Below are 19,870 nucleotides of genomic sequence, written 5' to 3' on the forward strand. Positions count from 1 at the left end.
TGTATTATTTTTAAATGGTTATCTATTCACAGACAAAAAGCTTTGTAAAGTGGTATCTTGGCTGCGGAAAGGTGCGATATGGCTGGTCATCATCTGATACTGGGGGAACTTGGCGACTTCATCTCCGGTGAAATCCTGGCAGATACCCACGACGAGCGCTATCGCCAGAAAATTTCCCGCTTCCTGGTGGTAGACAGGGGGTATGCAAAAGCGGATATCCATCCCCGCAATCGCATGATTGTTGTCGCCGGCGACCGGAAGGGGCGGTTGATGCTGGATTTTGCGGTAACGGTTGACGATCGCACGGCAATGGTGATTAAATACGGACCAGGTTCCTTGGTGACCCGTTATCGGCCGGCGCTGGCCATTTCGCGCCTGGTGGCGCCTTACCAGATCCCGGTAGTGGTGGTGACAAATGGTGAGTCGGCGGACATTCTCGACGGCGAAACCGGCAAATTGACTGGCTCGGGGTTCGATCAGATTCCCGACCGGCAACGCCTGGTTCAGCAACTGAAGCGAGCTAAGTTTTCGCCCATTTCACCAGAGCGAGCGGAAATGGAGGCAAGGATCGTTTACGCATTCGAAATTGACGGCGGCTGTCCCTGTGACGATACTGCATGCAGGATCGTATGAACGCCGAGACGGTTACGGTATCCGATACCGTGTTCATGTCAGCGGCGCTCGACCTGGCCCAAGCGGCGCTGGTGGACGGTGAGTTCCCGGTGGGCTGTGTGATTGCAGACGGTGAGATCGAGGTTGCCCGTGGACAGCGAACGGGCACGGCAACTGGATCGGTTAACGAGATCGACCACGCTGAAATCAATGCCCTGCGGCGTCTTTCCGACCATATGCAGGACATCGACCCTTCGACACTGACCATATACTGCACGATGGAGCCTTGCCTGATGTGTTTTTCCGCCATTCTGCTCAGTGGCATCGGCAGGATCGTATATGCCTATGAAGATGTGATGGGGGGCGGGACCGCATGTGACCGGTCCGGTCTGTCACCCCTGTACCGAAACGCTCAATTGACGGTGATCGCCGGTGTATTGAGAGCAGACAGCCTGTTGCTGTTCAAACAGTTTTTTGCCGATTCGGCCAACCCCTACTGGGCGGACAGCCTGTTGAGTCGCTACACATTGGAACAACCGCTTTCTGCGTGAACGGTTTTCGTGCAGTCGCCCATTTTTTGCTTGCATTTGCCGGCGGCGTCATATATTGGACTAAAGTTTAGTATCGAGTACCGGACCACTGTCCGGTGGTTCGAGTCGAAGTGAATACATTGGTCTGCCAATGGTTGGCAGGCTAAAGAAAACCGAACGTTCAAGGCTTCAGGAGGTGGAAGTATAGCTGGCCCCAGAAACAGACAGATGGACAGGAGGCCGCCCGATACCACGCGGATCAACCAGGGTATCCGGGTGAGGGAAGTCCGCTTGATTGACCCGGAAGGAAACCAGGTCGGCGTACTTCCGATTCATCAGGCGTTGGCCAAAGCCAATGATTATGGTCTGGACCTTGTTGAAATTTCGCCCAATGCAAAACCGCCGGTATGCAAGATTATGGACTACGGGCGGTTCAAGTATGAGCAGACGAAAAAACAACAAGAGGCCAAAAAGAAGCAGACCACTTTTCAGCTCAAAGAGATCAAGGTGCGGCCCAAAACCGGTGAGCATGATCTTGGGACGAAAATGGGGCACATCCGTAAATTTCTTGACCGTAAGGACAAGGTCAAGGTCACGGTGATGTTTCGAGGCCGGGAAATCACGCTCTCAGATCGTGGAAGGGCGCTGTTGCAGCATATTGCCACTGAACTTGAAGAGATCGCCGTCGTGGAGCAATATCCCAAGTTCGAAGGGCGGACGATGATGATGGTGCTTGCTCCCAGATCCCAGGCGGTGTCACCCGGCCAATGACGGGTGGTGGTACCGGCATTCGGGGTCAGGCCATGGCCCGCACGAAAAGAAGCAGATCATTTCAACAGTTGGCGTGAACGCTTGTATCTTGTTCACGCCATCGGTTTTTGAAATGTGATTTTCGTCCGATTTAAAAATTCAGAATGACGATCAATTTTCTGTTCGAGGAGAGAAACCATGCCGAAAATTAAAACCAACCGGGCGGCCGCCAAACGGTTCAAGAAAACCGGGTCCGGCCGGTACACGTTTTCGAAGTCTCATCACAGTCACATCCTGACAACCAAATCAAGGAAACGAAAGCGCTCCCTGAAGAAGATGCAACTGATCAAAAAGAGCGACATGCGAGAAGTTCGGCTCCTTTTGCCAAACGGTTGACCGACGTTAAATGAGAAACTATAAAGCAGGTTTTACCGGTTGGTGGCATCTGACGAACAACCCAGGTGCAGGTGGCGCGGTGGCCTGTTAGCAAGGAGATGAAATCATGCGAATTAAAAGAGGCTTCAAGGCGAGAAGACGCCGCCAGAAAGTCCTAAAACTGGCCAAAGGGTTTCGCGGTGGACACAGTAAACTGTTTCGGACCGCGGCAGATACGGTGGATAAGGCCCTCAACTATGCCTATCGGGATCGCAAACAGCGAAAGCGTCAATTCCGCCGGCTGTGGATAGCCCGCATCAACGCAGCGGCGCGTATGAACGACCTTTCCTACAGCCGGTTCATCAGCGGCCTGAAGAAGGCCGATGTGAACCTGGATCGGAAGGTGCTCGCCGAACTTGCAATATCCGATCCCTCTGGATTTGCCCAGATTGCCGCGCTGGCGTCACAGCAGGGTTAAGCCGGGTTGATCTGTCGCGGCAGATGCCGCACGAATCGTTATCCTCCCGCTGCCCCCCCCTTAATTGAACCGCTTAAGTGACCGCACTCCTCGTCCCGCTCCGGCGGGACCGAGGGGAGGCGACAATCCATTTTAAACGCAGAGCGACAATCGTGGAAAATACCTTAGAACGGATATATGCGGACGCCATGGAAGCGCTGGCATCAGCTACCGATGTTGATACGGTAAACGATCTCTCCACCCAGTACCTGGGTCGGAAGGGATACATTACCCACTATTTGAGAAACATTTCCCACCTTCCCGCCGAGGAACGACCCCGGGCGGGAAAACGGGCCAATGAAATCAAGCGCACGCTGGAAAGTCAATTCAAGAACACATTGACCCGTCTGGCGAGTGTGTCCAAAACGCCAACGGACCGCATCGATGTATCCCTGCCGGGTCGCGTGCCGGAAAAAGGATCGCTTCACCCCATTACCCAAATTACCAACCGCATTTGCAGCATTTTTTCACAGATGGGCTTCGATGTGGTTGAAGGCCCCGAGGTGGAGACGGACTATTACAACTTTGAGGCGCTCAATATTCCCAAAAATCATCCAGCCCGGGACATGCAGGATACTTTTTACGTGTCAGACAATGTCGTCCTTCGAACCCACACCTCACCCACCCAGCCACGGGTGATGGAAAAGCAGTCGCCGCCGGTGCGCATCATCGCCCCGGGCAAAGTGTACCGGTGTGATTCCGACCTGACGCATACTCCCATGTTTCACCAGGTTGAGGGGCTGCTGGTGGATCACCATGTCTCCTTTGCCGACCTCAAGGGGACACTGACCGCGTTCATTCACCAGATGTTCGACGACCAGACCACATTGCGGTTTCGGCCCAGCTTCTTTCCATTCACCGAACCCAGCGCTGAAGTGGATATCCGATGCGTAATTTGCAGGGGAAAAGGATGCCGTGTCTGTTCCCAAACCGGATGGCTGGAAATCCTGGGCTCCGGAATGGTCCATCCGGCGGTGTTTGAAAATATCGGCTATGATACCAGTCAATATACCGGATTTGCTTTCGGCATGGGGGTGGAGCGGATTGCCATGCTTAAATATGGCATCGATGATATTCGGCGCTATTTCGACAACGACTACCGATTCTTGAGTCAATTTTAACGGAGTGCTCCAGATCCCATGAAAGTAAGCTTAAACTGGCTGAAAGAATATGTGTCCATCGATATGGCGATCCCGGATCTTGCCGATGCACTGACCATGGCAGGACTGGAAGTGGAGGCTGTTGAAGATCGCTTCGCCCATCTGGAAACGGTGGTTGTCGGGCAGGTGGTAGACGTTGCCCCTCACCCCAACGCCGATCGGCTGAAATTATGCCGAGTGGATGATGGCACCGGTCTTGTGACGGTTGTTTGCGGGGCACCCAATGTAGCTGCCGGGGTGCGTGCCCCCCTGGCCCGTGTGGGTACACAACTGCCCGACGGCACCTTGTTGGCAAAGACCGTCATCAGGGGAGAAACTTCCGAAGGCATGCTGTGCAGCGAGGTGGAATTGGGCCTGGGGCTGGACGGTTCCGGTCTTATGTTGTTGGATGGAGACCTTCCACCCGGAAATTCCTTGAAAGCGGCGCTGAATCTTTTCGACTGCATCCTTGAGATCGGTTTGACGCCCAACCGGCCTGATTGCCTGAGCATGATGGGGGTGGCCCGTGAGATTGCCGCTATCCAGGGGGTCAGCATGAATCCGCCGGTGTTCAGCCTACCCGATGCCCAAGGAGATATCCGCGCCTTGACCTCGGTGACCATTGAAGCACCGGATCATTGTCCCCGATACGCCGCCAGGCTGCTTGAGCAGGTCACCGTCGCGCCATCGCCTTACTGGCTTCAGGACCGGTTGCGTTCGGTGGGTGTGCGGCCGATCAACAATCTGGTCGATGTGACCAATTTCGTAATGCTTGAGACCGGGCAACCCCTGCACGCTTTTGATTTTGACCACCTGTCCGGCCATCGGATCGTGGTACGAACGGCTGCGGATCAAGAACTGTTTACCACGCTGGATCAAAAGGCGCGACGTCTTTCCGACCAGGTGCTCATGATCTGCGACGGTGAAAAGCCGGTGGCCGTCGGAGGTGTCATGGGTGGGTTGAACTCTGAAATCGAAGCAACCACCACCCGGGTGCTCATCGAAAGTGCCTGCTTTGATCCGATCAGCATTCGCAGGACATCCAAGGCCCTGGGGCTCAATACCGATGCATCCCACCGGTTTGAGCGGGGCGTGGACCCGGACGGCACCCTGTTCGCCCTGAACCGCGCTGCCGGACTGATGGCCGAGTTGGGAAAAGGGCGTTTGGTCGATGGGGTTATCGATGAGGATTTCAGAACCTCTGGCCCCCTGGTGCTCTCCCTTGATGTACCGGCAACCAATGTCCTTTTAGGCACCGATCTGGAGCGTGATCGCATGGCCACCTTATTGGAAAGTATCGAATTCGAGGTCCAATCCGACGGTGACGGGGTCCTTCGGGTGCAGGTGCCGTCTTTTCGCGTGGATGTCACCCGCCCCCACGATCTCATGGAAGAGGTGGCCCGTCTATCCGGCTACAACGAGATTCCCACCACCTTCCCCATGCTGCCGGCTCAGGGCACGACCCCTTCCCCGTTGATGGTCCGTCGTAACCAGGTCAGGGACATTCTCAGTGGATTCGGTTTTTTTGAGGCCGTCAACTACAGCTTCATCAGTGCCGACTCCTGCGACCGGATTCAATTGGATGCAAATGATCCCCGTCGTCATCATGTAGCGCTGCTCAATCCCATCTCCGAAGAGCAGGCGGTGATGCGGACCACACTGGTTCCAGGCATACTGGAAGCGGGTCAGCGAAACATTGCCCGGCAGCAGACCAGTCTGCGGCTGTTTGAAGTCGGAAAAGTTTTTCTGCCCCAATCGGATGCGCCGCTTCCTTTGGAAAAGGAGATGCTCGTCGGCCTATGGACCGGTCGTCGGGAAAAAGCCGCATGGCACACCCGGGAAGTAGCCTGTGATTTTTTTGATATCAAGGGAACCGTGCAAGGTCTGGCACTCGCCCTGGGGATTACCGCCCTGTCGTTTTCCGAAATGCCCGACGGGCAGTGCCGTTACACGCGTGCGGGTCGAACGGCGCAGGTCCTTCATGACGGGCGGGTGCTGGGACTTGTGGGGGAGGTGGACGCTGGGGTGGCGGACACTTACAACCTCAAGCAGCAGGCGTTTATTTTCGAACTGGACCTGGAGATAATGGGTGGGCTGGCATCCGATTCCAAGCAGATGAAACCTATCCCCCGGTTCCCCTCCACGTCCCGTGATATCACCGTTATCGTCGATCAGGCGATCGAGTCCGGGCGCCTGCTGGATGCGGTGGTCCAATTCGGCGAAGAGCTGGTGGAAGACCTCTACCTGTTCGATGTGTTTGCCGGAGATCCCATACCCGCGGGGAAAAAGAGCGTATCCTTCCGGGTCGTCTATCGATCCGCCGAACGAACCCTGGAGGATGAAACCGTCAATACGATTCATCATCATCTCACCCATCGCCTGATTACCGAATTTGGTGCGGCATTGCCGGCCTGATCCACCTGAAGCCGCCGGCAGGGCTTCGCCGACATGGATGACTCCGATGAAAGAAGAGGCTTACGGCGCGGCCGACATACCCGACAAGTTTTATTTCAAGATCGGTGAAGTCAGCGATATAGCCGGTGTGGCGCCCTATGTGCTGCGTTTCTGGGAAACAGAATTCAAGCAGATCAAACCCAAGCGCACCGATGCGGGACAGCGCCTCTACCGCAGGCAGGATGTGATCCTGGTGTTAAGGATCAAGCACCTGCTCTATCGCAGAAAGTTTACCATTGAGGGTGCCCGGCAGCATCTGAAGAAGAAACCTGAGACGGCACCGGGACCGGATACGCATATCGCGGTGCCGGACATCGCCGAGATCAGGGAAGAACTGATTCGAATCCGGGATTTGATTGATGGCCACCGGCGATAGTTGCCATCTGCCGATCGGGTTTGCCGACTACCCCCCCATGCAGCCCATTCTGCCGCAACGGTGTATCGCGGTTGGATAGAAAGCTGTTGACATGACATCTGTTTTGCCTTAATTAGTATTCCTTGGTGAGCGGGCATAGCTCAGTTGGTAGAGTACAAGCTTCCCAAGCTTGGTGTCGCGAGTTCGAATCTCGTTGCCCGCTCCATTCCAAGTCCGTTTTCGTCTGTTTCGGCTTTGGTTGCTGGAATAATGGCGGTTTCTCCGCCTGACGTGGTTTTATGGACTGGTAAGTGACGGTATCCATTATCGGTTTGAACATGGAAACGGGCGGTTTGCCCGTTTTTGTTTTTTAGTTCGGTGGGACGATGGCCAAGCGAGCCGGAAAGCGAAAACAAAAAAGCGGTGCCTCGGCGCCGATCCGTCAGCCGGATCCGGAGATCCTGAAGCGACAGCGGGCGTTCGTCGATTCGGTTGCCCGTCTGGCCGATCCCCTGTGTGTTGCCGAGGGGATGGAACTGGTCCATGTGGAGTACCAGCGAGAGCCGGGTGGATTGACCTTGCGTCTCTACTTGGACAAGCCCGGGGGCGTCACACTCGACGACTGCGTTGACATCAGCCGCCAGCTAGAAGACATTCTGGATGTGCACACGCAGGATGCACCGCCATATCGGCTGGAGGTCTCATCGCCGGGCCCCGACCGGCCGGTGGGAAAGCTTGATGATTTTATGCGCTTTCTGGGACATCGGGTAAAAATCCGACTGGCCACTGCCGTGAACGGTCGTCGAAATTTTAGTGGCGTGCTGGCCGGGGTGATTGACGATATGGTCCAGTTGCAGTTGGATAAAGAGACGGTTAGTCTGGATTATAAGGATATTACACGGGCGCGGCTGATCAATTATAATGGAGAACGCTGATGTTTATAGCAGATATCAAACGTGTGGTGGAACAGGTAAGCCGGGACAAGGGCATCGATGTGGAAATTCTAATCCGCGCCCTGGAAGAGGCGTTGCGTTCTGCTGCCAGAAAAAAATTCGGCAGCAAGGTCGACATTGAGGCGCAGTACAGTCCCGACACGGGTGAGATCGAGGTCTTCCAGTTTAAAGAGGTCGTCACAGAGGTGACTGAGCCGGACCTGCAGATCAGCCTGGCCGAAGGGCGCAAGCTCGACCCCGACTGTGAGGCAGGCGACAGTCTCGGCACAAAAATGGACACCTCGAGCTTCGGCCGGATTGCTGCGCAATCCGCCAAGCAGGTCATTATCCAGAAGATGAAGGATGCAGAGAGGGATGCGGTTTACTCCAGCTATATTGACCGCAAAGGTGAAGTCATCAACGGCATCGTCCAACGGGTGGACCGTGGCAATATCATCGTCAACCTGGGCAATACCGAAGCCATCCTGCCCACCCGGGAACAGATTCCCAGGGAAAACTACCGGCGGGGAGACCGGATCCGGGCCCTGATCTTCGATGTACTCTATGATACGCGGGGGCCTCAGATCGTGCTTTCGCGCACGCATCCCGACCTGCTGATCAACCTGTTTAAAACCGAAGTGCCCGAGATCAGCGAAGGAATTGTGGAAGTCAAAGGGGCTGCCCGGGAGCCGGGCGTTCGTGCCAAATTTGCCGTTTCTTCCCATGATTCAGATATCGACCCGGTGGGGGCCTGCGTGGGCATGAAGGGCAGCCGGGTGCAAAATGTGGTGCAGGAACTTCGGGGTGAGAAGATTGACATTATCACCTGGCATGTGGATGCGGCCAAATATGTTTGCAACGCCCTGGCACCTGCAGAAATTTCCCGGGTGATCATTGATGAAGAAAATAATGCCATGGAGGTCATCGTTCCCGACGAATTCCTGTCCGTTGCCATCGGCAAGCGAGGCCAGAACGTACGCCTGGCTTCCAAGCTGACCGGCTGGCATCTGGACGTCAACTCAGAGTCCAAATACGATGAAATGATGAAGATCGGCTACGAATCACTGGTCAATGTTCCCGGCGTCGGCAGCAGCCTGGCGGATTCTTTTTTCGAAAAGGGTATTTATTCAGCAGAAGAACTGGCCGAATCCGTAATTGAAGAGCTGATCGAAATCCGGGGTATCGGGCAGGAAAAGGCCGTTGCGCTCATAGAAAATGCACGGCAGTATGTCATTGAGGCTGCCAAGGCCGCCGAATCCCGGCGCCTGGAGGAGGAAGCCCGGGCCGCTGAGGAAGCGGCACGGACCGATGCAGAAGACGACGCGCTGCCGGCCGACATGCCAGCGGATGAATCGAATGAAAAGGCAGTTTCGGATACCGAAGCCTTGGAAGATGAGCAGTAGCGGACCAGGGTGCGGAAGAGGCAACAGGGCGACAACTGTCTATAACCAGATTTGGGGGGAAATGGATGGCAAAAATCAGAGTATATGAATTTGCCAGAGATCTTAACATGACGAACAGGGAACTCTTGGACAAGATCCGGGACCTTGATATCGACGTCAACAGCCATATGAGTTCTCTGGACGAAGATGTGGTGGCAAAGGTCAAATCAGCGATTTACGGCGAAAAGGACGATCACCTTGAGGAAAAGCGAGTACGGCCCACCGTAATCCGGCGGCGCAAGGTTGTCACGCCTCAGGAACCGGTTGTTTCCGAGGTCGATTCCGCTCCGGCGACCGAACCGGAAGCTCCGCCGGTGGAGGCGGAAGAAAAAACTCAGGCAGCGGTTGAAGCGAAAACACCGCCGGTAAAAAAGACCGCGGTGAAAAAGCGTAAGCCAGACCAATCCGCCAAAATTATTGCCAAACCCAAAACAGCAACACCCGAAGCACCACTGGCAGCATCGGAACCTGAACCGGTGGATGTTGCCCCTGCTGGCGACGCGGCCGAACCGGCAGCCCCTGTATCGCCGGAAGCGGATGCTCCGATTGCCGACGATAAAGCACCGGTCGATGAAATGGCAGCCCCCCCTGCCGGCGCGACCGATGGTGATCCGGCCTCCGGAGAGCCTGTTGCCGTGCCTCCGTCTGCTGGCGAGCCTGCCAAAGCGCCCGTGGCAAAAGGCAAGAAGGTCAAGAAAGAAGCAGCGGCAAAAATTATCAAGCTGCCGACCAAAGCCCAAATTGCATCCGCTGAGGCAGCGCGCATCGCACCGGCGGAGCCACCATCCCGACCGTCTTTGCAGAAACCGGAAGCCACCGATGCACCGGTTACCGCCAAAGAGAAGAAAAAGAAGGGCTGGCGGAAAAAAGACGACGATTCCGATGGCATTCGGTTTACCAAAAAGAAAGGCGGTTTTCGTAAAAGGGAGATCGTCGAGGGTGCCGCACTCTACAGCGGTAAAATGCGTGGGCGGAAAGGCCGAAAAGGCAGTAAGCTGAGAGCCATGCCGGCCGGCCAGAAAACCCAGATTACCACTGCCAAAGCGATCAAACGGCGGGTAAAGGTTGATGAGACCATCGTGTTGTCTGAATTGGCGAAAAGAATGGGTATCAAGGCCAACGAAATGATCGTCAAGCTCATGGGGATGGGCGTCATGGCCACCGTGAACCAGACCATCGATTATGATACGGCGGTGCTGGTGGCCGGTGAGTTCGATTATGAGGTGGAAAGGGCGTCTTTCGAAGAAGACCTGATCCTGAAGAAGGCCGACGCAGATGACCCCGAAAAACTGGTCTCCAGACCCCCTGTGGTGACCATTATGGGCCACGTGGACCACGGTAAGACATCGCTGCTTGACGTGATTCGTAAAACCCGGGTGACCGAAGGCGAAGCGGGTGGTATTACCCAGCATATCGGTGCTTATCATGTAGAGACCGAAAAGGGTGTTATCGCGTTTCTGGACACACCGGGCCATGAAGCCTTTTCGGCCATGCGGTCGCGCGGCGCGAAGGTGACCGACATCGTCGTGCTGGTGGTTGCCGCCGACGACGGGGTCATGCCCCAAACCGTAGAGGCGATCAATCACTCCAAGGCCTCGGGGGTGCCGATTATCGTGGCGGTCAATAAGATGGACAAGCCGGATGCCGACCCGGATCGGGTTCAGCGTGAACTCAGCGAGCACGGCCTGATGTCGGAAGCCTGGGGCGGTGATGCCATTTTTGTGATGGTGTCTGCCAAAAAGAACACCGGGATCGACGAGCTGCTTGAGATGATTTTGCTTCAGGCGGAAATACTGGAACTCAAGGCCAATCCTGACAAGCTGGCCAGCGGCCACGTGGTCGAGGCCAAACTGGATTCGGGGCGCGGGCCTGTGGCAACCGTCCTGGTGCAGGAGGGCACCCTGCGTGCCGGCGATTCGATTGTCTGTGGCATGCATTACGGAAAAATTCGTGTGCTCCAGGACGATTTAGGCCGCACAGTGGAATCTGCCGGTCCGTCCATGCCGGTCGAGATTGTAGGCCTTTCCGGTGTGCCCATGGCCGGCGATGAATTGGTGGCGTTGGCAGATGAGAAGGATGCGCGCCAGGTCAGCCAGCACCGCACCCAGAAACAGCGCTCCAAGGAGCTGGCCAAAACCAATCGGCTGAGCCTGGAGGGGTTGTTCGAAAAGATGCAGAAGGGTGAGGTCAAGGACCTTAACCTGATCATCAAGGCGGACGTGGACGGCTCCATCGAAGCGTTGAGGGATTCCTTGGTCAAGCTGTCCAACGAAGAGGTGAGCATCAACGTGGTTCACGCGGCCACCGGTACCATCACCGAGTCGGACATATCCCTGGCCGCCGTCTCCAACGCCATCATCATCGGCTTCAACGTCCGGCCCAATGCGAAAGTGCAGGAACTGGCCGCCGAAGAAAACGTGGATATGCGTTTTCACAACGTCATCTACAATGTCATCAAGGAGGTCAAGGATGCCATTGTGGGCATGATGGAGTCCACCTTCGAAGAGCGAGTGCTCGGCCGTGCCGAGGTTCGCCAGACCTTCCATGTGCCCAAGATCGGCACCATTGCCGGTTGTTATGTAACCGACGGTAAGATCCAACGGGGGCAGCTCATGCGGTTGGTCCGGGACGGCATCATCACCTACGAAGGTAAAAACAACAGCCTGCGCCGGTTCAAGGACGATGTGAAGGAAGTCCAATCCGGCTATGAATGCGGCATCAGTATTGAAAACTTCAATGACATCAAGGTCGGTGACGTGATCGAAAGCTATTACCTGGAAGAGATTCGACCGGAAGTGGAGTGATGAGCCGCAATGGTCGTCGGTGTGGGACACATTGTATTCAGGATCTATCCGTGCCGTTCCTTGAAAGAAAAGCGCAAGGTCGTCAAGGCGATCGTTGCCCGTATCCGGAACCATTTTAACGCGTCGGTTGCCGAGGTGGCGGACAATGACACCTATCAGCGGGCGGTGATCGGTGTCAGCCTGGTAGGCAGTGACCGCCGCATAATCAATGCAAAACTGGATAAAGTGTTTAATTTTGCCGAAACCCTCGGGCTGGCGGAAATGATTGACAACCAGATGGAAATCATCTCCTTTTAAACGGCGGCCTCCCGGCGAGCGACCGGCTGCAATGATTCGGTGACCGGATCGAATGTGAGACAAGCGTGGTAACCAGATCTTTTAATCGAGCGGAAAGAGTCGGCGGGCAGGTGCAGAAGGTGCTGGCCAATCTCATTCGAAGGGGCGTCAGCGATCCGCGGCTGGCCCAGGCCACCATTACCGGAGTAACCTTGAGCCGTGACCTGCGGATTGCCAAAATATACGTTGCCGCCCATGGTGGCGCGAGTGGCGAACAGGCCCTTTTGGCCGGGTTCGAAAGTGCCAAAGGCTTTATCAAGCGGGAACTGGCCAGAGAGCTCGGCCTTCGGTACATGCCGGAACTGAGGTTCTTTTACGATGCGTCGTTTGACTATGGGGCCCATATCAACCGGGTACTGAAATCCATAAAGATCAATGATGAAAAAAATAATCCGACAACTGACGACCAGTAGCCGCATTTTACTGGCATCCCACGCCAATCCGGACGGCGATGCCATCGGCTCCCTGCTGGCCATGGGCATTGCCCTTGAACGGCTGGGGTGCGACGTGACGCTCTACAACGAGAGTGCCATACCCGCCGTGTATCGGTTTCTGCCCTCGGTGGACTGTATCCAGAAACAGCTGCCGGATCAGGAACGATTCGATACGGCCGTGTTGCTGGACTGCGGAGGACTGGACCGCGTTGGTTCGGCCGTCGCTGCCATCGCTGCCATACCGGCCATTGTCAACATCGACCATCACGCCACCAATACCCGCTTCGGGCAATATCATCTGGTGGATGTGGATGCCTGCGCCACTTCGGAAATCGTCTATCGGTTGATTCGATCCATGGGCATTGAAATGAACCTGGCCATGGCTACAGCCATCTACACCGGCATTCTGACGGATACGGGTTCCTTCCGGTTTTCCAACACCAACCGGGCCGCTTTTGCCATTTGCGAGGCTATGGTGGCTATCGGGGTCAGGCCGTCAACTGTGGCCCAGCATGTATATGGTACCTATTCCCTGGGACGGATCAAATTGCTCAACCTGGCTCTGGATTCCATCGAAATATCCAACAACGGGAGCCTCTCCATCATGACGGTTACCCGGGAGATGCTGTCGGATACCGGCACCCAGCCGGAAGATGCGGATGGCCTGATCAACTATGCCAGGCGGATTCAGGATGTCAAGGTCGCCGCCCTTATCCATGAGCTGGAAAACGGCAATGGTGTGTCGAAGGACCGGAAGCGATTTCATGTGAGTCTGCGGTCGGATGGCAGTGTGGATGTTTCCCGTATTGCCACGAATTTCGGAGGAGGCGGTCATGCCGGCGCAGCCGGATTCTCCGTAGAGTCCAGTTTGGCGGAACTAAAGCGGACGATATACGGCCTGTCCGAGGGTTTAAGCGGGACATGCCATCTGAACTGAACGGAATTGTGGTGGTCGACAAACCCGAGGGCATTACATCGGCCGGGGTTGTCGCCCAGGTTAAAGGACTCTTCGAGGCTAAAAAAGTTGGCCATACGGGGACGCTGGACCCCTTTGCCACCGGTGTTCTGATTTGTTGCCTCAACCAGGCCACCCGGCTTTCCCAGTTTTTCCTCAAGGGAGACAAGACGTACGAGGCGGAACTGGTCATGGGTACCGTAACGGACACGCAGGATGCGACGGGAACCGTGATTGAACGGCATCCGTTGGATGGTGTGTCCGTGGAAGAGATCCATGAAACGGCGGCGCGGTTCGTGGGAACGATCACTCAGGTTCCCCCGGTCTATTCGGCCCTGAAGCATCAGGGGACACCGCTTTATAAACTGGCCCGCCGGGGATCGCCCGTGGAGAAGCCCGCCCGGCCGGTACGGATTAACCATCTGGAGATACGCGCGGTCAATCTGCCGACGGTTCGATTCTCGGTGTCCTGTTCATCCGGCACCTATGTGCGCACGCTGAGCGCCGACATTGGCCGGAAACTGGGCTGCGGCGGGCATCTCAAGGCCCTTCGCCGGACAGCCAGCTGCGGGTTTTCCATCGACGCCGCCTTCAGCCTCGAGAAGCTTGCGCAATACAGGGAACAAGGCGCGTTGGGCGAAACGGTGATTCCCATGAACGAGGCGCTGCCGTTCATGCCCGTAGCGGTGGTCGATGACGGGCTGGCCAAAAGGATCCGCAACGGCACGAAACTGACGGAAGCAGACCTTCCGGTTCCGCCTCGGATGACAAGCCGGGGCGAGTTCAAGGTGGTTGACCGGAACGGCCGGCTGATCGCCGTCCTGGCCGAATCGCCGGCAGCGGGCAGCTATAATTATTGTTGTGTTTTTTCGGCGTAAAGGTGATAACCCAAGTGTTATCGAGTGATTTGAATTGATTTTACATGCCGCCGGTCATCATGCGGCCGTTCGGTTTCAACCCAGATGAAAAGCAAAACGTAAGTCGGTAACCACTTTAAGGAGGAAGAAACATTGGCGTACACAGCGGAAACCAAAAAAGAACTCATTGAAAAATACAAACAGCACGACTCCGACACGGGTTCTCCGGAGGTCCAGATCGGTCTGCTCACCCATCGGATTTCCTATCTGACTGAACATCTGAAAGTGCACAAAAAGGATCACCACTCCCGTCGGGGATTGCTGATGCTGGTAGGCAAGCGTCGTCGACTGCTTAACTACGTCAAGGGCAATGATGTCCAGCGCTACCGTTCTATCATCGAAACGCTTGGGTTGCGGCGCTAAGTTGAATCGACCACGGCAACGGAACGTTGCCGGAACCTCTGTTGGCGGTTTCACGGGTGCGGCAACCGAAAGTCTTGCCGTTGCCGGGTGGTATACGTGTATCCTGTAGCGCTGTTTCCGGGTTACAGATTTGACCAACGGCAATTTTACAGGTAGCGGTCGGTATTGGATCCGCTGCCGGAATACTATCGGGAGAAAGAATTCTAATGGAATGTACATTCAAAGCGGATGTAGGGGGCAAGCCCCTGAGCATTCAGGCAGGCAAGGTTGCCAAGCAGGCATCCGGATCCGTTGTGGTTCAATATGGTGATACGGTGGTTCTGGTAACGGCGGTATCCGCCAATAACGAGAGAGATGTCGATTTTTTGCCCCTGTCCGTGGAATACCAAGAAAAGATCTATGCGGCCGGCCGGATTCCAGGCAATTACTTTAGGAGGGAGATCGGACGACCCAGCGAGAAGGAAACCCTCACCGCCCGGCTGATCGATCGACCCATTCGACCGCTGTTTCCCAAGGAGTATCGTTTCGAGACCCAGGTGATTGCCACGGTGCTCTCCATGGACCAGGAGAACGATGCGGACATGCTGGCCATGGTGGGTGCATCGGCGGCACTGGAGATCTCGGATATTCCCTTTGCCGGACCCATTGCCAGTGTGCGCGTGGGACGTATCGACGGTCAATTTGTGGCCAATCCGACCCTTTCACAGATGGTGGAGAGTGACATCAACATCATTATCGCCGGTTCACGTACGGGTGTGGTCATGGTGGAAGGCGGCGGTGATGTGGTGGGAGAAGCGGATATGCTGGAGGCCATTTTCTTCGGCCACCAGGCCATTCAACCCCTCATCGACATCCAGGAACAGCTCAAAGCGGAAATTGGCAGACCCAAACGGGCATTTATCCCGCCGGAAAAAGATCCGGCACTGGTTGAGATGTTGCGAGAAAAGGCCACTGCACCGCTGCGCGAGGCGCTGACTATCCCTGAGAAGATGAAGCGGTACGAGACCGTGCGAACGGTCAAGTCCCAAATCGTCGACTCATTGGGTGATGAGATGGCGGATCGGCGCAATGAGATCAGCGCCATTCTTGGCGATCTTCAGAAGCAGATCTGCCGGGACATGATTCTCAAAGAGGGCCGCCGTATCGATAACCGGCGGTTCGACGAGGTCCGACCCATCACCTGCGAGGTGGGTGTGCTGCCCAGACCCCACGGCAGCGCTCTGTTTACCCGCGGCGAAACCCAGGTGCTCGGCATCCTGACCCTTGGCGCAGGCGGTGACGAACAACGGGTGGAGACTCTCAGCGGTGAGGAAAACCGGCCCTTTATGCTCCACTATAACTTCCCCCCCTACTCGGTAGGCGAGGTCAAGCGTGTGGGATCCCCCAGCCGGCGCGATATCGGCCATGGCGGCCTTTCCACCCGTGCCATCGAACGGGTGCTTCCGGACAAGGAGGACTTCGATTACACGATCCGCATCGTTTCCGAGGTGCTGGAGTCCAACGGCTCATCATCCATGGGAACCGTCTGTTCCGGGATCCTGGCGCTGATGGACGGTGGCGTGCCGATCAAGGCGCCGGTGTCAGGCATCGCCATGGGACTGGTGAAAGAGGGTGACCAGGTGGTGATTCTTTCCGACATCCTGGGCGACGAAGATCACACCGGTGATATGGATTTCAAGGTGACCGGTACCGCCGAGGGTATCACGGCCCTTCAGATGGACATTAAAATCCACGAGCTTTCCCGGGAAATCATGCAAAAGGCCCTGGATCAGGCAAAAGCGGGCCGGCTGCACATTCTGGACAAGATGCTCGAAGCGTTGGCCGTCCCCCGTGCAGAGATCTCTCCCTTTGCGCCGAAAATAATAGCCATCAAGATAAACCCGGACAAGATTCGCGACATCATCGGCCCCGGTGGAAAGGTGATCCGGGCAATCCAGAGCGAAACCAACACCAAAATCGAGATCGACGACAGCGGCCTGGTGAAGATCGCCGCCACATCGGCCGAGGACGGTGAGGCAGCGCGGCTGCAAGTCGAGACGTTGACCATGGAGCCCGAAGTGGGCGCCACTTACGAGGGAAAGGTGGTCAAGACCACCGATTTTGGTGCTTTCGTTCAGATCGTTCCCGGCACCGACGGCCTGGTGCACATCAGCCAGCTGGCCAACCACCGGGTCGGAAAGGTGACCGACGTGGTCAAAGAGGGGGATACCCTCAAAGTCAAAGTCCTTGAAATATCGAAGGACGGCAAGATCCGGCTCAGCCACAAGGCCGTTTTGGAAGATGAGCGTGGAGCCGACGGTCAATAAAACTACCCTTGATAACGGGGTCCGGATCGTTTCCATGACCATGCCCTACGTACGCTCAGTCTCCATGGGGGTCTGGGTTCACGTGGGGGCCCGTGATGAATCCGATGCCGAGAGCGGACTGTCCCATTTCATCGAACACATGATTTTCAAGGGTACGGTTCGGCGCAGCGCGTTTCAGATCGCCAAGGAATTCGACGCCATCGGCGGCCAGACGAACGCGTTTACCTCCATGGAGCATACCTGCTACCATGCGCGGGTGCTGGACACCCATCTGGAAACCATGGTCGACATCCTCTCGGACATCTTCCTCAATTCGATTTTTGACGAAAGGGAAGTCGCCCGGGAACGGCCGGTGATCGCCCAGGAAATTGGCATGGTGGAGGACAGCCCCGAGGAATGGGTCCACACGATGATGGGACCCGCTTTCTGGGGCGGCCATCCGCTGGGACGTTCCATCCTGGGCTCCCGGGAAAACATCCAGGCCTTCGACAGCCAGGCCATCAAGGGCTTTTTCAAGCGGCTCTACCAGCCCGACCGGATTGTTATCGCCGTCGCCGGCAACGTGGCTCACGATCGTTTTGTGGAGAAGGTGGAACCCGTTTTTTCCACCATCGCCGCCGGCAACGGGTTTGCGCCCCGGCGTGTGCCGGCCACCGGGTGTGGTATCAAACTGAAGCACCGGGATCTTGAACAGTCGCACATCTGCCTGGGTATGAACGGGGTGTCGGTGGCCGACCCCCGCCGTTTTGCCGCCTCCCTGATCAATACGATTTTCGGCGGCAACATGAGCTCCCGGCTTTTTCAGATCATCCGCGAGCAGCGCGGGCTTGCCTATTCCATTTATTCCTTTTTAACCGCTTTTGCCGATTCCGGCATGTTCGGTGTGTATACGGCAGTGGCCCCCACGGATGTTCATACCTGCATCGATTTGATCATGGACCAAATGCGCCGGCTTAAACGGGAGCCGGTATCGGACAGTGCGTTGGCGGATGCCAAGGCGTTCACCAAAGGCAATCTTCTCATGGCCGCTGAAAGTCCTGACAACCAGATGGTCCGCCTGGCTCAAAATGAATATTACTTCGGCCGGACCATTCCCATCCAGTCGGTGATTGACAGCATTGATGCGGTTACGGCCGCTGACCTGCTTTGCCTGGCCGAAGACCTCTGGAGCAGCGGGAATTCCGCCTTGACCATGCTGGGACCCGGTGTCGACCGGACCGACCTTTCCGGAAAACTGAGCCTATAGCGCACAGGCCCGCTGGACAGACATCGGCATCCCGTTTCCACCCGAACCCGAACAACTACCTGCGAGCGGCCTTCTATGCACCCTTCGCCATCGATCGAGTTACTCCGGCTGGACCCGGATAAAAATAAGGACATCCCTCTACCCCGCTACATGACCGCCCAGAGCTCCGGCATGGACGTCTGTGCCGCCCTGAACGAGGACCTGGTGCTGGACCCGGGTCGTATCAGCCTGGTGCCCACCGGTTTCGCGATGGCCCTGCCTGATGGCTTCGAAGCCCAGATCCGTCCCCGCAGCGGATTGGCGGTCAAACACGGCATCAGCATTATCAATGCACCGGGAACCATAGACGCCGACTATCGGGGAGAAGTCAAAATCGCCTTGATCAACCTGGGTCCGGAGCCGGTGACGCTCAAACGGGGAGATCGCATCGCCCAGATGGTGATCCAGCAGGTCTGCCACGTCCGGATCAACATCGTCGAAAAGCTCAACGATACCGACCGCAGTGTCGGCGGATTTGGGCATACCGGCCGATGACCATGAGCCATGCGAATGCGACGCAAGGTTCGGCCGAAGGCAATGGCTGTCTGTCGGTCAGCGTGCTGGCCAGCGGCAGCCGGGGAAATGCCACCTACATCTCCGATGGCCGCACCGCCATTTTAGTCGATGCCGGTCTGTCCGGGGTTGAGATTCAGCGGCGGATGGCCCGCAAGGGGTTGGATCCGAAAAACCTGGATGCCATTCTCGTTTCCCACGAACATGCCGATCACATCCACGGCGTGGGAGTCCTTTCCCGGCGGTTTGGACTGACGGTGTGCATCAATGATGGAACCCGGCAGGCATCGGGAAACGCCCTGGGCAAGCTTTACGGTTTATTCCCGTTTTCGTGCGGCCGCACGTTTACCATCGGCAGCCTGGCCATTCACCCTTTTTCCATTTCCCACGACGCCGAAGACCCGGCAGGTTTCACGATTTCATGCAACGGGGCCAAAGTAGGTGTGGCCACAGATCTGGGAATCGCTACCGGTGTGGTGAAGACTCACCTGCAGGCCTGCGACATCCTCATTCTCGAAGCCAACCACGACCCCCAGATGTTAATCGACGGGCCCTACCCGTGGCCCTTGAAACAGCGCATCCGCGGTCGCAGCGGCCATCTGTCCAATGACGACACCGCCCTGTTGCTGGAGGCGCTCCAGCATGACCGCCTGGCCCATGTGATTCTGGCTCATTTGAGCGAGGAGAACAATACGCCGGAAAAGGCCAGACAGGCGGTAAGGACCGTTTTGAACGGTGCCAGGGTCCGGCTTCATGTGGCGTCCCAGGCAGCAGGCAGCAGCGTCCTGACCCTGCCTTAGGTCAACGCGCAATGGAGCGCGACCCCTGATCAATCATGGCGGCGATCGATG

The 19,870-nt window shown here is 56.4% G+C and carries 20 protein-coding genes and 1 tRNA gene; all 21 read left to right on the top strand.

Annotation, left to right across the window (positions count from 1 at the left end):
* Positions 1–78: 78 nt before the first annotated feature.
* The 21 genes from ACZCED_RS08120 to ACZCED_RS08220 all read left to right on the top strand — a co-directional run bounded on the left by ACZCED_RS08120 (position 79) and on the right by ACZCED_RS08220 (position 19,819).
* On the top strand, positions 79–633 hold the full coding sequence (locus tag ACZCED_RS08120; protein WP_462971691.1) for a type I restriction enzyme HsdR N-terminal domain-containing protein: 555 nt from the start codon (positions 79–81) through the stop codon (positions 631–633).
* On the top strand, positions 618–1,163 hold the full coding sequence (locus ACZCED_RS08125; RefSeq protein WP_464860590.1) for a nucleoside deaminase: 546 nt from the start codon (positions 618–620) through the stop codon (positions 1,161–1,163). The genes ACZCED_RS08120 and ACZCED_RS08125 overlap by 16 nt, the downstream gene beginning before the upstream one ends.
* Positions 1,164–1,370: 207 nt before the next feature.
* Positions 1,371–1,913, top strand: coding sequence for a translation initiation factor IF-3 (infC, locus tag ACZCED_RS08130; protein WP_462971693.1), 543 nt, complete (start codon positions 1,371–1,373; stop codon positions 1,911–1,913).
* Between the two features lie 177 nt (positions 1,914–2,090).
* Entirely contained in the window at positions 2,091–2,288 is a 198-nt protein-coding gene (rpmI, locus tag ACZCED_RS08135; RefSeq protein WP_462971694.1) for a 50S ribosomal protein L35, read from the top strand.
* Between the two features lie 106 nt (positions 2,289–2,394).
* Complete coding sequence (gene rplT, locus ACZCED_RS08140; RefSeq protein WP_462971695.1) at positions 2,395–2,745, top strand: 50S ribosomal protein L20; 351 nt, start codon at positions 2,395–2,397, stop codon at positions 2,743–2,745.
* Between the two features lie 152 nt (positions 2,746–2,897).
* Positions 2,898–3,905, top strand: a complete 1,008-nt coding sequence (gene pheS, locus ACZCED_RS08145) for a phenylalanine--tRNA ligase subunit alpha (RefSeq protein WP_462971696.1) — start codon at positions 2,898–2,900, stop codon at positions 3,903–3,905.
* A gap of 18 nt (positions 3,906–3,923) precedes the next feature.
* Positions 3,924–6,338, top strand: a complete 2,415-nt coding sequence (gene pheT, locus ACZCED_RS08150) for a phenylalanine--tRNA ligase subunit beta (RefSeq protein ID WP_464860591.1) — start codon at positions 3,924–3,926, stop codon at positions 6,336–6,338.
* 46 nt (positions 6,339–6,384) lie between these two features.
* Positions 6,385–6,753 (top strand): MerR family transcriptional regulator, encoded by a 369-nt coding sequence (locus ACZCED_RS08155; protein ID WP_462971698.1) that lies wholly within the window; start codon positions 6,385–6,387, stop codon positions 6,751–6,753.
* Between the two features lie 129 nt (positions 6,754–6,882).
* Positions 6,883–6,958: transfer RNA gene (locus tag ACZCED_RS08160), tRNA-Gly, on the top strand.
* Positions 6,959–7,118: 160 nt separating this feature from the next.
* Positions 7,119–7,667, top strand: coding sequence for a ribosome maturation factor RimP (locus ACZCED_RS08165; protein ID WP_462971699.1), 549 nt, complete (start codon positions 7,119–7,121; stop codon positions 7,665–7,667).
* Positions 7,667–9,067, top strand: coding sequence for a transcription termination factor NusA (gene nusA / locus ACZCED_RS08170; RefSeq protein WP_462971700.1), 1,401 nt, complete (start codon positions 7,667–7,669; stop codon positions 9,065–9,067). The genes ACZCED_RS08165 and nusA overlap by 1 nt, the downstream gene beginning before the upstream one ends.
* Before the next feature lie 65 nt (positions 9,068–9,132).
* On the top strand, positions 9,133–11,910 hold the full coding sequence (gene infB, locus ACZCED_RS08175) for a translation initiation factor IF-2 (RefSeq protein ID WP_464860592.1): 2,778 nt from the start codon (positions 9,133–9,135) through the stop codon (positions 11,908–11,910).
* A gap of 9 nt (positions 11,911–11,919) precedes the next feature.
* Positions 11,920–12,207: a DUF503 domain-containing protein gene (locus tag ACZCED_RS08180; protein WP_464860593.1), complete on the top strand. Its 288-nt coding sequence runs from the start codon at positions 11,920–11,922 to the stop codon at positions 12,205–12,207.
* 65 nt (positions 12,208–12,272) lie between these two features.
* Positions 12,273–12,659, top strand: coding sequence for a 30S ribosome-binding factor RbfA (rbfA, locus tag ACZCED_RS08185; protein ID WP_462971703.1), 387 nt, complete (start codon positions 12,273–12,275; stop codon positions 12,657–12,659).
* Positions 12,625–13,617 (top strand): DHH family phosphoesterase, encoded by a 993-nt coding sequence (locus tag ACZCED_RS08190; RefSeq protein WP_462971704.1) that lies wholly within the window; start codon positions 12,625–12,627, stop codon positions 13,615–13,617. Before rbfA ends, ACZCED_RS08190 begins: the two co-directional genes overlap by 35 nt.
* On the top strand, positions 13,602–14,513 hold the full coding sequence (truB, locus tag ACZCED_RS08195; protein WP_464860594.1) for a tRNA pseudouridine(55) synthase TruB: 912 nt from the start codon (positions 13,602–13,604) through the stop codon (positions 14,511–14,513). Before ACZCED_RS08190 ends, truB begins: the two co-directional genes overlap by 16 nt.
* A 132-nt stretch (positions 14,514–14,645) precedes the next feature.
* Positions 14,646–14,915, top strand: a complete 270-nt coding sequence (rpsO, locus tag ACZCED_RS08200) for a 30S ribosomal protein S15 (protein WP_319259507.1) — start codon at positions 14,646–14,648, stop codon at positions 14,913–14,915.
* Between the two features lie 206 nt (positions 14,916–15,121).
* A complete protein-coding gene (pnp, locus tag ACZCED_RS08205) occupies positions 15,122–17,221 on the top strand; it encodes a polyribonucleotide nucleotidyltransferase (RefSeq protein WP_464860595.1) in 2,100 nt (699 codons plus the stop codon).
* 34 nt (positions 17,222–17,255) lie between these two features.
* The gene (locus tag ACZCED_RS08210; protein ID WP_464860596.1) at positions 17,256–18,467 is read left to right on the top strand and encodes a M16 family metallopeptidase; all 1,212 of its coding nucleotides are present in this window, start codon (positions 17,256–17,258) and stop codon (positions 18,465–18,467) included.
* Positions 18,468–18,542: 75 nt separating this feature from the next.
* On the top strand, positions 18,543–19,001 hold the full coding sequence (gene dut, locus ACZCED_RS08215; RefSeq protein ID WP_462971708.1) for a dUTP diphosphatase: 459 nt from the start codon (positions 18,543–18,545) through the stop codon (positions 18,999–19,001).
* Between the two features lie 2 nt (positions 19,002–19,003).
* On the top strand, positions 19,004–19,819 hold the full coding sequence (locus ACZCED_RS08220) for an MBL fold metallo-hydrolase (RefSeq protein WP_462971709.1): 816 nt from the start codon (positions 19,004–19,006) through the stop codon (positions 19,817–19,819).
* Positions 19,820–19,870: the final 51 nt, after the last annotated feature.

The sequence above is a fragment of the Desulfosarcina sp. genome (assembly GCF_055467485.1).